Raw genomic sequence first — 13,159 nt, 5'->3', positions numbered from 1 at the left:
TGATTCAACATTTCTCAATGAGGCTCCTTTTGGCAGGCTTTACATTCTTTTATGGAATACTGTTTTCCCAAAGTCTGAAAAACATGAAAATATTGGATGCGGAAGATGGAAAACCGATTGCCAACACCAGGATAATTTTACCCAACGAAGTCATCTACACAAATGATGATGGGATTGCACTGGTGCCTGAGCAGGCTAAAAATCTCGAAGTTTCTAAAACCGGATATCAGTCTGAAAAGCTGGAAACGATAGTTCCTGTGCTAAAATTAAAACCTTTATACAGAGATATTCAGGAAGTGAAAATTGTGACCATCGACATCAGGAAACTGCTTGAAGATGTGAATCGAAGCTATACCAAAACATATTATTCCAAGCCTTCACTGTATAATATTATTTATAAAGAAAAAAATACGTACGACAACGAATTGAAGCTGCTGATGGTAGCCGATGCCAAGTTTTGGACGGAATCCAATTTCTACAATTATAAGTATAAATTAAGAAACGAATACGAAAAATTTATCCAAATTGAACTTAACAATATCCGGTTTTTTAAATCTGCACCTGTAAACGATTCTCTGATTACAAGCACAACAAAGGTCGGGAAATCGGACGATTATATAGGTTTTATTTTTATGAATTATACCTTAAAAAGACTGGTGGATCATATTAATTTTAATGGTTCAAAATCTTCCGGAAGAATTGTAAATGACGATGGTGAAGAGCAGACAATCCATTTTTCGGTAAGAACTAAATCCGGGGTAAAACTGATCGGTAAGCTTCTTTACCATAAAGCCGACAAAGTAATCACCCATTTGGAAATTGAATACGATCAAAGCGAGTTTGCTCCCATTAAACTTAAAAATTCTGCGGGTGAAGAATTTCAGTTTCAGCCCGGAAACGGTATGATGAGCCTCGATTATTATAAGAAAGATAAGAAATATATCCCGTCTAAAACCATGATGCGAAGTGATAATTATATCATTTATAAAGGAGAAAAGCACAGAAGGACTTTTGATCGTGATATCACTTTCCAGACATTCAGTGAAACAAAAGAAAAAGGACTTGCTAACAGGATCGATGTTCATAAAAATATGTGGGAAAACGTTCCAAACCACGAACAGAAAGATTCTAAAATAGCATTGTCTAAAGAAGAGCAGGAATTTATAAACGAAAAATAACATGAAAAAACTACTTTTTACCTTTTTGATGGTGAGTGCATTGGCAAAATCGCAGACCCACCGTTTTATTTATGATGTGATTTACAAGAAAGATTCAACCTCAACGGTTCAGACAAAAGAAAATTACCATCTTGATATCAATCAAGATAATGTAACCTATTATACAAGGGATTTCTTTGTAGCAGATTCACTGATTAATAATAATTTGGAATTCCCGAAAGGCCAGAAACTGAATACCTCAAATATTGTTTTCCATAGAAAAGGATCGGATCAGTATGATGAATTTGATCTGTTGGAAGGCAGTACCATTTTAAAGTTGCAATCTACAGACTCACAAAAATGGAATCTGACGAATGAAAGCAAAAAAATAAAAGATCTGACTCTTCAAAAAGCAACAGCAACTTTCGGAGGAAGAACTTGGACGGCCTGGTTTACCAAAGAAATTCCTTTTCAGGAAGGACCTTACAAGTTTCACGGGCTTCCGGGATTAATTGTGGAACTCTATGATGATAAAGAAAACTACAGATTTGAGCTGGTAACATCTTCAGTTATCGAGAAGTCACCTAAAAACCAGTTTATTGAAATGTCAAGACAAATGGCGGCTCCTGTGGACTGGGAAAAGTATAAAAAAGCAAAACTCGCTTTCTATGAATCTCCAGTGAATTATATTAAAAATGGGAGAAGCAGCGATCAGTTTTTCCTGAACGACGGAACGAAAGTAAATCCCGCAAATTACCGTGAAATCAACGAGCGATTAAGGCAGAATATTAAAAAATATAATAATCCTATCAATCTGGAGAAGGCCGTTATTTATCCTTAGAAATTATTATTTTTGTGGTACTAAAAAATAAATGATGAAAAAATTACTTCTGATAAGTTGTATCAGCCTGTCTGTTTTCGGTTTCGGACAAAAAAAATATACGAAAATCGACGATTCTAAAATTAATCAGGCAAGACTGGAAGTCGGAAAAAGCTTTATTGATGAATACATTAAAAAGTGCCGGAATAAAGATTATAGTGAATTTAAAGGTTTTTTGATTGATAAAAGAATTGAAGCCGAACTTTATAAAAAACTTCCAAAAACCTGTGAAGAAAACGGTAAAATGGAACTGTTAGATTTTAATTCAGCTTATGAATATGATAATCTTAAGTATGATGATCCTGTTGATGTTTATATCTACGATTTTAAACTGGAAAACCTGCCTGAATTAAAATATGCAAGTGTTTGGGTTTATGAAGATAAAAATGTGATTGGAAGTATTTATTTTTCCAAAGATAAGCCGATCTACAAGAAAAAGAGAAAGAAATAATTAAAAAAGCAGACATTCGTAAATGTCTGCTTTTGTTTGAATATTATTGGGAATCTCTTTCAAGCTTTTTAATGAAATAAGAAAAAGGGATTCCTGTAGTCTTTTTAAATGCATGGATGAATTCTGCTTTTGAAGAAAATCCATTGCTTTTAGCGAGATAATCTTCCCTGTACACTCTGGAATTAGGGGCTGAGTACAAAAGATGTACAACGTGATTAATCTTCAGTGAGCTGATATAATCGCTGAATGTTTTTTTCTTATATTTTTGAATGGTCTCGGCAAGATATTCAGGCTGAATTCCCAGTTCCGAAGCCAGATCAGTCAGCTTTATTTGATGTTGAATATAATTTTTAGACTTTTCAAATTTACTCAGTTTTTCCAGTAAAAGATTAACGGAATCATTTTGAACACCATTAATAATAACTGTTTCTGTATTCTGATTGTCTGATTTTGATTTTTCAATTAGCTTTTCGTAGCTCTCCTGAAGTTTTCTGTTTTTCCTTCTCCAAAACAGCCAGCCGCATAGTAAAAGAACAAACGATATAATGGCTGAAATGATAATAACATTTTTTACAGTGTTGTTTTTTTCTTTTTCTTTCTTCTCAACAATTAATTTTACCGGTGTATTGATCGCTCTTTTTTCAGCATTCGTCAAACTGTCATTAAGCTTCATGTAAAGATTAGTATATTTTTCAGCATCTTGCTGATTATTTTTAGCCAAACTCGATTTGTATAATATCTGGAAAAGATCTCTTCTTACTTCAGGAAATGGGCTGGTTTTCTCTAAAATAATTGCTTTTTGGGCGTATAGTCTACAGCTATCATATTTTTTCTGATCAAGAAGAAGATTTGCCATTGAAGTATGAACTAAGAGGGGTGTATTGTTTGTGAATTGATATCTTTTACAAATATCTAAAGCTTTATAAAAATAGTTTGCTGCATCCAGAGGATTTTTCAATTCATCACTGGTAATTCCTAAATTGAGGTAAACAAATGCTAATTGAGCAGATTTTTTTTGTTCTGTTTTCCTATCATTAGCTTTAACTTGCTGAAGAGCCCATAATTGCTTCAGATAACTTTTTTGTACATTATTGAGATTTGGCGAAGATTCTCCCTTCATTGTTTCCACGAAGGCAAAACCACTATAGATTGTACCTAAAGAATAGTATTTATCATTACTGTCTTTCAATTTTTGATTGTAAATCAATGCCTTGTTCAGATAGTTTTCTGCTTCATCCAACAAACCTAAATAAGAATAGGCAGAAGCAACATTTGTATAATTTAAGCAGACAATATAATTGGCTTCTATTTTATTAACTAATGCATCATTTTCTTTGCCAACCAAAGTTGCTTCTTTATATTTTCCAATGGCATTATAAGCAAATATTAAAGACATATTACATTTAAATATGCCATAGCTATAATTTATTTTTTTTGCCAGCTGTTTAGATTCTTGTGCTGTTGTAATGATCAGTTCAGGATTGCCCGAAAACTCTAAATAATCAAGCTTAGCAATTTTTTTTTTTTGAAAGTTTTCTTCAGCAAGTTTTTGTTTTTTTGCCGGATCTGAACATGAAATTGCAAAAATGAACAAGAATAATAAATAAAAGTTTTTAATCATAGTTTGCTGTAATATTTTCTTATGAAAATTTTAGCAAAAATAGAATTTTTAAACAAAAATATGGTATCATTTTAAATTGATTTGAGAAATGATCTCACCAAGAATCGAACTTGGATCTAAAGTTTAGGAAACTTTTGTTCTATCCATTGAACTATGAGACCGTATTTATTCAAAGTTATCAAATTAAATGATTGGATAGTAAATCAAAAATAAAATAAATAAAAGAATCCGCTCTTTAGGAGCGGACTCAGTAGATAAATACATCTCATTTTTTTAATTAGACAACAATAAAAAAGCACAGCCGACAATGCTGTGCTTAAATTTTTATAAATTTAATTGCAATTTCAAAACTGAAAAAAGCAAAATTTGAATTCATTTTCAGATTTATTACATAGTAAATGTAGGAATTAATTTTCTATTTACCATGAATTTATTGTTAAAATTCACAAGTTATCCACAATAATTTGTTAGTAACTTTAAATAACGTGTTTATAATTTAATTCCTTATCTTTAATTCATTAAAATCTCTTTATAAATAGTATCCAAATATTTCAGGTAAATTCTTAATCCCTGAAAATCTGAAGGTTCAAAGTCTTTGAGCTTTAATTTATCTATTATTTTAATTAGAAATCAGAATTGCAATCCAGATTTTTGCAATTTGGTTTTCAAACTATAAAGAGAACATTATGAAAACAAATACAATTGCCGTAATCGGCGGAACAGGAAAATCAGGAAAGTATCTTGTTCAACAGCTTTTAAATCAAAACTATTTAATAAAATTATTACTCAGAAATCCCGAAAATTTTACTCTTGGAAACCCTTTGATCGAAATCGTAAAAGGGGATGCAAGAAACTATGATTCCATTAATAATTTAATCAAAAACTGTGATGCGGTCATAAGCACTTTAGGGCAGCCGGCAGGTGAGGAGCCTATTTTCAGTGATGCAACTAAAAACATTATTAAAGCAATGAACGCTCACGGAATTAAAAGATACATCGTCACGACAGGATTAAATGTCAACACTCCCTTCGATCATAAGAACGAAAAAGTAAAAATGGCAACAGCCTGGATGTATCAGAATTACCCGAAAACCACGATTGATAAACAAAAAGAATACGAACTGTTGACTGATAGCAATCTGTATTGGACGTTGGTAAGGCTTCCTTTAATCGTTCAGACTTCTGAAAGCTTTAAGACGGAAACAAACCTGAAAGACTGCAACGGAGAAAACATTTCAGCAACGGATTTGGCCAAATTTTTAGTTTCACAGATCAATGATGAGGCTTTTATTAATCAGAGTCCGTTTTTGTATAATTTGTAAATCTTAATGGTTCAAATAAAAAACAGAGAGTAAAAAATACTCTCTGTTCTATTTTAGTTCTCCAGCTTTTCTTTAATATACTTCGCTGTGTGAGATTTTTTATTTTTTGCCAAATCTTCCGGTGTTCCTGTAAAGACAACTTCACCGCCATGTTTTCCGGCTTCTGGGCCAATGTCGATAATATAATCTGCCGATTTAATAATATCTGGCTGATGTTCGATAACAATCACAGAATGTCCCAGATCAATCAAAGCCTGTAATGATTTCAGCAATTTCTGGATATCATGGAAATGAAGACCTGTAGAAGGTTCATCAAATATAAACAATGTCTTATCTGTCGTTACCCCTTTTACCAGGAACGAAGCCAGTTTTACACGCTGCGCCTCCCCACCGGAAAGGGTAGAAGAGCTTTGTCCCAACTGCAGATATCCCAGACCAACGTCCTGTAAAGGTTTTAACTTGGTCGCAATCTTCTCTTCATGATTATCTTTGAAAAACTCCAGTGCTTCATCAACCGTCATGTGGAGGATATCCGAAATATTCTTTTCATCATATTTCACTTCCAGAATTTCGTTTTTGAAACGGGTTCCTTTACAAACCTCGCATTCCAGTTCGATATCTGCCATGAACTGCATGGAAACATTGATAACGCCTTCACCCTTACATTCGTCGCATCTTCCGCCGTCTACGTTGAAAGAGAAATGTTTAGGCTTGTACCCCATCATTTTAGCTACTTTCTGTTTCGCAAACAGATCTCTAATATCGTCGTAAGCCTTCAGATAAGTAACAGGATTAGAACGGGAAGATTTTCCGATCGGGTTTTGGTCGATTAACTCAATGTGTTTAATCAGCTTGGTTGGGAAATCCACAGAGTCGTAATCTCCTTTTTTACCACCCATTCCCAGCTGGATCTGGATATCGTTCGTCAGAATTTCCTTCATCAGAGTAGATTTTCCGCTTCCTGAAACTCCGGAAATTACGGTAAGACTTTCCAAAGGAACGTCAACATCAATATTCTTTAAATTATTCTGTCGTGCTCCTTTTATATGAATCCATTCTTTCGCTTTTCTGCGCTTTTTCGGAACTTCAATTTCTAATCTTCCGGTTAAATATTTTGAGGTTAAGGTATCTGCATCTTTCAGCTCTTTGTAATCGCCTGCAAAAACCAATTCACCTCCCAGATAACCGGCTTCCGGACCAATATCAATGATATAATCCGCAGCTTTCATCACATCTTCATCGTGTTCCACAACAATTACCGTGTTTCCAAGGTCACGAAGATTCTGCAGTACTTCAATCAGGTTTTCCGTATCTCTCGAGTGAAGACCGATCGACGGCTCATCCAGAATATAAATAGAACCCACCAAAGAACTTCCCAGGCTTGTTGCTAAGTTAATTCTCTGACTTTCCCCACCGGAAAGCGTGTTGGAAGTTCTGTTTAAAGTTAAATATCCTAAACCTACTTTCAATAAAAATTCAAGTCGGGTGGTGATTTCGTACAGTAATCTTTTGGCAACTTCCTGATCGTGATCGGATAATTTCAGATTGTCAATCAAAGGGAAAAGCTCGTCCAAAGGAAGCTCGATCATCGACTGGATATTGTGTCCGTCAATTTTTACCCAACTCGTTTCTTCACGAAGTCTCAGTCCTTCACAGGTGGGGCAAAGCGTTTTTCCGCGATAACGGGAAAGCATCACACGGTACTGGATTTTGTATAAATTCTCCTCCAGCATTCTGAAGAAATTATCAATCGAAGGGAAGGTACTTTTCCCGTCACCTTTCCAGAGATATTTTTTCTGCTCTTTGGTTAATTGATGATAAGGCTTATGAATAGGGAAGTCTTTTGCTTTTTTAATGAAATCTTTTTTCCATTCGCTCATGCTTTCTCCTTTCCATGAAGCAACGGCATCCTCGAAAATGGATAATGTTTTGTTTGGAATCACTAAATCTTCATCAATTCCAATTACTTTTCCGTAGCCTTCACAAGTCGGGCACGCTCCGTAAGGATTATTAAAGCTGAAAAAATGAACATTTGGTTCAAGGAATTCAATGCCGTCAAGTTCAAATTTGTTGGAGAATTCTTTGATTTTGCCTGTATCCGTATTTTTTAACGAACAATATCCTCGACCTTCATAAAATGCCATCTGAATAGAGTCTGCCAGACGTTGTAGGAAACTTTCATCTTCTTCATACGCAAAACGGTCGATAACTAAGTTGATGACCATTCCTTTTTCAGGAGTGAAACCAAAACTTTCAAGATCTTCAATTCCCGCCACATTTCCATTGATTTCTAACCTTGTGAATCCGGCAAGCTTTAAAACATTTAAGTTTTCACCAAAATTCGCAGCATCATATTCGTAAGGAGCGGTCAGTAAAAAAGAAGTATCTTTTTTGGAAGCTTTAATAAAATCTACTACATCCGTCACCGAATCTTTTTTCACTTCTTCCCCTGAAACCGGAGAATAGGTTTTCCCGATTCTGGCAAAAAGAAGCTTCATATAATCATAAATCTCCGTTGAGGTTCCTACTGTCGATCTTGGATTCGAAGAAATTACCTTTTGCTGAATGGCGATAGAAGGTGCTAAACCTTTAATATCATCCACTTTCGGTTTTTCCAGCTTACCCAAAAACTGTCGTGCATAAGAGCTTAAGCTCTCTACATATCTTCTCTGTCCTTCCGCATAAATAGTATCAAAAGCTAGGGAAGACTTTCCGCTTCCGGAAACTCCTGTAATGACGATCAGTTTATTTTTCGGGATAAGAACATCGATGTGTTTCAGATTATTAAGATGTGCATTCTTAACAAAAATCTGCTTTTTAATATCTATATCTGTTGTATTAGCCATAGTAAAATTAAGACTAACAAAATTACGAATTTCTGACGGATTTATTGGCTTAAAATTAAAGGGATCAGAAGAATAAAAAAGCATGTATTTTCAGTAACGGGTTAGTGTGTCATCCACACTCGCCCGAATGGGGGTGACACACTCGGGCGAGTGGGTCGGTCAGTATCGAGCGTATCAGGATGGCTGATACGGGCGTATCAGGGTAACCGATATGGGCGAGTGGGTCGGTCTGATAAAAAAGAGAAATTTCAGCATGCCTGGATACTTTAGGAAAAGGACTCACAATTAGAAGATTCGCAAGTATTGGATTGTTAATATGTTAAAATTTATCAAATCTTCAAAAAAGAGATGCTGTTCAGTGCATATCATTGATTCTCAATGTTAATTTTTAAGAATTTTAAGTTTATGGTATTGTTTTATATGCTAAAATTATTTAAAATTGCATTCATAAATTTGTAATATAGAAATGAGAAAGTTATTCAGAGATCTTGTTACACATTTAATGAGAAAAAGATAAAAATACGTGATTAGTCCCAAGAAGATGCAGCAACAAACTGCATCTTTTTTTATGACAACTATCATTTGCGGTTCTTCATGAACTCTACTACTTTTGGGCCTACGAAACTAACTGAGAATAATTCTGATAAAATATGATTAAAAAAGCCGGAAGTATCTTTTTCCTCGGAGCCTTATTTTTTGCCCAGGCACAGGAAAAATCAACTGATATAGAATCCATTGAAATCCAGGGAAAACTGATCTCGGTTCCCTATAAAATTGCCAACCAGAATATTACCGTGATCACCAGAGAAGATCTTGAAAATTCTCCGGCCAAAAGTATTGATGAGGTTCTTCAGCAGGTTTCGGGGATGGATATCAGAAGGAGAGGGGCCAATGGGGTGCAAAGTGATATCAGCTTCCGCGGGAGCTCTTTTGAGCAGGTACTTTTGTTGCTGAACGGCATCAGAATGAACGATTCGCAAACGGGGCACAATTCTATGAATCTTCCGATTGACCTTGATGATGTGGAAAGAATAGAGGTAATAAAAGGACCGGGAGCAAGAAGATTCGGGCAGAATGCCTATGCAGGTGTTATCAATGTCATTACCAAAACGCATATTGGGAAAAGAGTAAAAATAAGTGCTGAAGCGGGAGATTACGAAACCTTCGGGTTCGGACTGAATGCCCAGATGGGAAATGAAAAGTTTTCGAATGCTCTTCAGGCCAATTCAAATTCCTCTCAGGGATATATGTACAATACAGATTATGAGATCCGAAATGTTTTTTATCAGAGTAAACTGAATATAAAAGACGGTGACATCAGACTTCAGGCCGGTTTTTCTGAAAAGAAGTTTGGCGCCAATGGTTTTTATTCCTCAAAAGCGGCTACCGAACAGTACGAGGAAACTCAGGCTTCTATTGTAAGTATTGCGCATCAACAGACTTTTAATAAACTTAAAATCCATTCTAATGTATATTGGAGAAGAGGGCAGGACATGTATGTTTTCAACAGACAAAAACCTGAGATCTACAGAAATATGCATATCGGGAATAATGTAGGAGGAGAGGTAAACTCCAGCTACCAATGGGGATTGGGAACAACGGGTGTAGGTGTAGAGCTGAGAAAAGAGTTTTTATCAAGCAATAATCTTGGGGAAAGAAACCGTTTTGTATCACAGTTCTTTTTCGAGCACCATTTCTCTTTATTAGACAAGAAATTGAATATCAGTCCGGGAATTTCATGGGCAAGCTATTCCAAAGTCGGAAACTTTTTTTATCCGGGGCTGGATGTGGGGTACAACTTTAACCCAAGCCATAAAGTCTACGGAAATATTTCGAGAGTGTCGAGGGTTCCGAGCTTTACAGATCTTTATTATGTAAGCAAAACAGAGGTGGGAAATCCTGCTTTAGAGCCGGAAAATGCAGTGTCGGCAGAAGTCGGTTATCAGTATCAGAAAAAGGGAATGTTAGCCAAAATAAGTGGTTTTGTAAGAGACTCGAAGAATTCTATCGACTGGACCAAAAAAACATTGGAGGATCCAACATGGTATGCCTTCAATGTAGGGGATACCGAAACCAAAGGAATCGAGATGGAATGGGATCATAAGCCTTTGAACTGGCTGCGATATTCGGTGAGCTATACCTATTTAGACAACAAATCAAGCATTACGAACAGCAATGTTTCAAGATATATTATGGATAATCTGAAGCATCAGTTTATCTCGAAACTGGATATTACCTTCCTGAAAAGCTTTACCAATGAACTGGTTTACCGATATAATTACAGAGCGAACCTTGGAGATTATCAGATCCTGGATGAAAAGCTGAGTTTTACTAAAAAGGATTATTCGGTGTATGTTTTAATCAATAATATTACAAATACTTCATATACAGAAAATTTCGGTGTACCAATGCCTCAAAGATGGTTCCACATTGGGTTTTCTTATAATATCAATATTAAATAAATGTTAACAGAGAATGAAGTAAAGTTAATATTACGAAATTGTTAATTCGTTTACATTTGCAAAAATTTTTTCAGATGAAACTTTTCTTAAGTCTTAGCTTATTTTTAAGTCTTACATTTATTAAAGCTCAGGAACATATTTCCGGATTTAGTGCATTGACAGTAACGTATAAGTTTCACCCGAAATTTTTTCTTTACGCAGAAGGTCAGATGAGAAGTATTAATGAATTTACTTATCCCGATTATTATGAGATAAAAGGAGGATTGGGTTATTATCTTACCAAAAATCATAAGCCTTTTATCGGTTTGGGACGATATGCAACCTATAAAGAACATGCCATAAACAAAGAAGAATTCAGAGTCTGGCTGCAGGATGTAATTGATATTAAAAAAGGAATCGTAAAATTTGAAAACCGTTTACGTGCCGAAAAAAGCTGGTTTTATGAACCTCAGACAGATAAAAGTTCGGAAAGAATGCGCTACCGTTACCGTTTGAATGTAAGTGTGCCATTGAATTCAAAAGAAGTGAAAAAAGGAACAGTTTTCGCAAACGTATATGACGAAATTTTCCTTGTAACCCCTATGAAACCTACTTTCGCAAGAAACAGAGTATATGCGGGAGGCGGTTATCAGATCGATAACAGCATCGGAGTTGCAGCAGGATATCTTTGGCAGAGAGAATTTAATGCAACCAATAACCAGAATTTTCATTTTCTGTATGTTGCTTTAAATATCAATATCGACGGGACCAATCATCCTGTGAAAACATTTGATTATCCGGGAGCCGATTAAGATTTTGTCTTCACTAATTAAAAATAAAACCTTCCTCAAATTCAACTGAATTCAAGGAAGGTTTTATTTTTAATATTTATCAATCAAATAATGATAGGCCTTTAAATACTTGTTGAATCTCTTAATATCTTTTGGAGTAAGCTCACGGTTTACTCTTCTCAGATCCATATTATCACGAAGATCATTAAGCTTTACGGCAACAGCAAGCGGAGAGCGCTCGGTTCTTTTTACGAAATCGTCATAGTCTTCATCCGGATCAAACTTGGTAAGGCAGCTTACTGCGAAAATAATATATTCCGGAAAACCCTGATCCCTTAAATAATCCAAACTGAAATCCTGGGGGTGATCTTCCACCACATCATGTAAAACACCAACGATTTTCTCGTCCATTGTTTTTCCGTATTCCATAACGCGCATAACGTGAGCAATGTATGGAGCGTGGTATTTATCAGTTTGTCCTTTATGCGCCTTATCAGCTATCTTTATTGCTCGGTGGAGCATTTCGTCTTTTGTCATTTTATGTAAAGTAGAGTACAAAAATAAAAAATGCTCCAAAATTTTGAAGCATTTAATGGAATTTTATTTTTTCTGATTGTCCGCAATATGCTATAATGAATGTTGTGTGCTGTAATCATGATTATTTTTACCACAACGTACACTAGGGTTATCTACAAAGTTCACAACTCTTGTGTTCTTTGTGAAATCTTTAATGCTATTCTTGGTTAAAATCCAAGTATGATAAATAACGGATATTCAAATTATTTTTCAACCCTATCAGCCGATTATTTTTGGTCTTTTTAAAAAGCAATCTTGTCTTGAGCTACTTGGCTTTAACAGTATCTTTAGGCTTTTCAGGAGAAGCCGGCTTAAGCATTTTATAATCTTTCGCTTCGATCTTTTTATTAAGACCGGAATATTTTGTACCTTCCTTTGGCTTTGCCACAGGCATTTTGTAAAGATTTTTCGTCTGGTTTTCCTGTTGGGGCTGCTGTATTTTTACAGGATTCAACTTAGGATATAGAATGGTATCTGTTTTTGGAATTAACTGCTTTTTAGGCTTTTCCTGTGCGGAAAGTGAAACCGAAATTAATAGAATTGGAAATAGTAATATTTTCATTTTGCTATGTTTTCTTAAAAATTGTAAAAATATTTAATCTAAAGCTGTTTAAAACTCCAGTCATATTTATAAGACAATTTAAAGGTCTTTTTTATTACTTCTTTCGGAAAAGTAATGGTAAGCTGAACATATTCATTATGATCATCAATCACGCTTGAAATAATTACTGCTGAAAAGTAAGAATGATTTTTTTGGGACTTCCATTTTTCGAATACTTTTTCATCTTCTGCACTAAGATTAAAGTTTTCATCATCTTTAGTATCATTTTTCTTTTCAATCCAGAACATATTTAAATCTAAATAATTAGGATGATCTTTTGCTGTTTTTTTTATTTCATCTAAGATAAATGGGTATTTTTTCTCTATTAATTTGGCATTTTGACATGACATTTCTCTTGCTCGTTTAAACTCATCATAGGCACACTCTAAAACTCTTCCGGTTCTTATAAATTTCCTTTTATAATGTTCTAAATTTCTATAATCATATACTGATTTTAGATTGCTCATTGTAAT

Annotated in this window: 11 protein-coding genes and 1 tRNA gene; 6 read left to right on the top strand and 6 right to left on the bottom strand. The window is 34.8% G+C overall.

Features of this window, described 5'->3' with window-relative positions; all coding sequences use genetic code 11:
- Window positions 1-83: 83 nt before the first annotated feature.
- From BUA89_RS15700 to BUA89_RS15690, 3 genes are read left to right on the top strand one after another with little or no spacing between them, the layout of a single operon-like run.
- Complete coding sequence (locus BUA89_RS15700; protein WP_072960173.1) at window positions 84-1,178, top strand: hypothetical protein; 1,095 nt, start codon at window positions 84-86, stop codon at window positions 1,176-1,178.
- A gap of 1 nt (window position 1,179) precedes the next feature.
- Window positions 1,180-1,998: a GLPGLI family protein gene (locus tag BUA89_RS15695; RefSeq protein WP_072960169.1), complete on the top strand. Its 819-nt coding sequence runs from the start codon at window positions 1,180-1,182 to the stop codon at window positions 1,996-1,998.
- Between the two features lie 31 nt (window positions 1,999-2,029).
- Window positions 2,030-2,488 carry a hypothetical protein gene (locus BUA89_RS15690; protein WP_143152361.1) on the top strand — a complete coding sequence of 153 codons (459 nt, stop codon included), beginning with the start codon at window positions 2,030-2,032 and terminating at the stop codon, window positions 2,486-2,488.
- 43 nt (window positions 2,489-2,531) lie between these two features.
- Here BUA89_RS15690 and BUA89_RS15685 read toward each other — a convergent pair whose 3' ends face one another.
- Both BUA89_RS15685 and BUA89_RS15680 read right to left on the bottom strand, forming a co-directional pair.
- A complete protein-coding gene (locus BUA89_RS15685) occupies window positions 2,532-4,109 on the bottom strand; it encodes a helix-turn-helix domain-containing protein (RefSeq protein ID WP_072960161.1) in 1,578 nt (525 codons plus the stop codon).
- A gap of 89 nt (window positions 4,110-4,198) precedes the next feature.
- Window positions 4,199-4,270, bottom strand: a tRNA-Arg gene (locus BUA89_RS15680).
- Between the two features lie 525 nt (window positions 4,271-4,795).
- On the opposite strand from BUA89_RS15680, the gene BUA89_RS15675 reads away from it, so the two are divergent.
- Window positions 4,796-5,431 (top strand): NAD(P)-dependent oxidoreductase, encoded by a 636-nt coding sequence (locus BUA89_RS15675; RefSeq protein ID WP_072960157.1) that lies wholly within the window; start codon window positions 4,796-4,798, stop codon window positions 5,429-5,431.
- Window positions 5,432-5,484: 53 nt separating this feature from the next.
- Here the strand turns inward: BUA89_RS15675 and uvrA are convergent, their stop codons facing one another.
- Window positions 5,485-8,277, bottom strand: a complete 2,793-nt coding sequence (gene uvrA / locus BUA89_RS15670) for an excinuclease ABC subunit UvrA (protein ID WP_072960153.1) — start codon at window positions 8,275-8,277, stop codon at window positions 5,485-5,487.
- A gap of 650 nt (window positions 8,278-8,927) precedes the next feature.
- Here uvrA and BUA89_RS15665 point away from each other — a divergent pair.
- Both BUA89_RS15665 and BUA89_RS15660 read left to right on the top strand, forming a co-directional pair.
- Window positions 8,928-10,739, top strand: coding sequence for a TonB-dependent receptor plug domain-containing protein (locus BUA89_RS15665; RefSeq protein ID WP_072960149.1), 1,812 nt, complete (start codon window positions 8,928-8,930; stop codon window positions 10,737-10,739).
- Between the two features lie 74 nt (window positions 10,740-10,813).
- The gene (locus tag BUA89_RS15660) at window positions 10,814-11,530 is read left to right on the top strand and encodes a DUF2490 domain-containing protein (RefSeq protein ID WP_072960145.1); all 717 of its coding nucleotides are present in this window, start codon (window positions 10,814-10,816) and stop codon (window positions 11,528-11,530) included.
- 69 nt (window positions 11,531-11,599) lie between these two features.
- Here BUA89_RS15660 and BUA89_RS15655 read toward each other — a convergent pair whose 3' ends face one another.
- The 3 genes from BUA89_RS15655 to BUA89_RS15645 all read right to left on the bottom strand — a co-directional run bounded on the left by BUA89_RS15655 (window position 11,600) and on the right by BUA89_RS15645 (window position 13,153).
- Window positions 11,600-12,046, bottom strand: coding sequence for a phosphohydrolase (locus tag BUA89_RS15655; protein ID WP_083531695.1), 447 nt, complete (start codon window positions 12,044-12,046; stop codon window positions 11,600-11,602).
- A gap of 304 nt (window positions 12,047-12,350) precedes the next feature.
- The gene (locus BUA89_RS15650) at window positions 12,351-12,647 is read right to left on the bottom strand and encodes a hypothetical protein (RefSeq protein ID WP_072960142.1); all 297 of its coding nucleotides are present in this window, start codon (window positions 12,645-12,647) and stop codon (window positions 12,351-12,353) included.
- 38 nt (window positions 12,648-12,685) lie between these two features.
- Window positions 12,686-13,153, bottom strand: coding sequence for a hypothetical protein (locus BUA89_RS15645; RefSeq protein ID WP_143152360.1), 468 nt, complete (start codon window positions 13,151-13,153; stop codon window positions 12,686-12,688).
- Between the last annotated feature and the right edge of the window lie 6 nt (window positions 13,154-13,159).

This window comes from Chryseobacterium arachidis, from assembly GCF_900129245.1.
GTDB classification, from domain to species: Bacteria; Bacteroidota; Bacteroidia; order Flavobacteriales; family Weeksellaceae; genus Chryseobacterium; species Chryseobacterium arachidis.
This window is presented reverse-complemented; position numbering and strand designations above follow the sequence as displayed.

What these genes read in the sequence shown, in the direction of transcription:
- uvrA (WP_072960153.1), bottom strand. Translation starts at nt 8,277, where the DNA reads ATGGCTAATACAACAGATATAGATATTAAAAAGCAGATTTTTGTTAAG.
- BUA89_RS15695 (WP_072960169.1), top strand. Translation starts at nt 1,180, where the DNA reads ATGAAAAAACTACTTTTTACCTTTTTGATGGTGAGTGCATTGGCAAAA.
- BUA89_RS15650 (WP_072960142.1), bottom strand. Translation starts at nt 12,647, where the DNA reads ATGAAAATATTACTATTTCCAATTCTATTAATTTCGGTTTCACTTTCC.
- BUA89_RS15690 (WP_143152361.1), top strand. Translation starts at nt 2,030, where the DNA reads ATGATGAAAAAATTACTTCTGATAAGTTGTATCAGCCTGTCTGTTTTC.
- BUA89_RS15685 (WP_072960161.1), bottom strand. Translation starts at nt 4,109, where the DNA reads ATGATTAAAAACTTTTATTTATTATTCTTGTTCATTTTTGCAATTTCA.
- BUA89_RS15660 (WP_072960145.1), top strand. Translation starts at nt 10,814, where the DNA reads ATGAAACTTTTCTTAAGTCTTAGCTTATTTTTAAGTCTTACATTTATT.
- BUA89_RS15655 (WP_083531695.1), bottom strand. Translation starts at nt 12,046, where the DNA reads ATGACAAAAGACGAAATGCTCCACCGAGCAATAAAGATAGCTGATAAG.
- BUA89_RS15700 (WP_072960173.1), top strand. Translation starts at nt 84, where the DNA reads ATGAAAATATTGGATGCGGAAGATGGAAAACCGATTGCCAACACCAGG.
- BUA89_RS15665 (WP_072960149.1), top strand. Translation starts at nt 8,928, where the DNA reads ATGATTAAAAAAGCCGGAAGTATCTTTTTCCTCGGAGCCTTATTTTTT.
- BUA89_RS15645 (WP_143152360.1), bottom strand. Translation starts at nt 13,153, where the DNA reads ATGAGCAATCTAAAATCAGTATATGATTATAGAAATTTAGAACATTAT.
- BUA89_RS15675 (WP_072960157.1), top strand. Translation starts at nt 4,796, where the DNA reads ATGAAAACAAATACAATTGCCGTAATCGGCGGAACAGGAAAATCAGGA.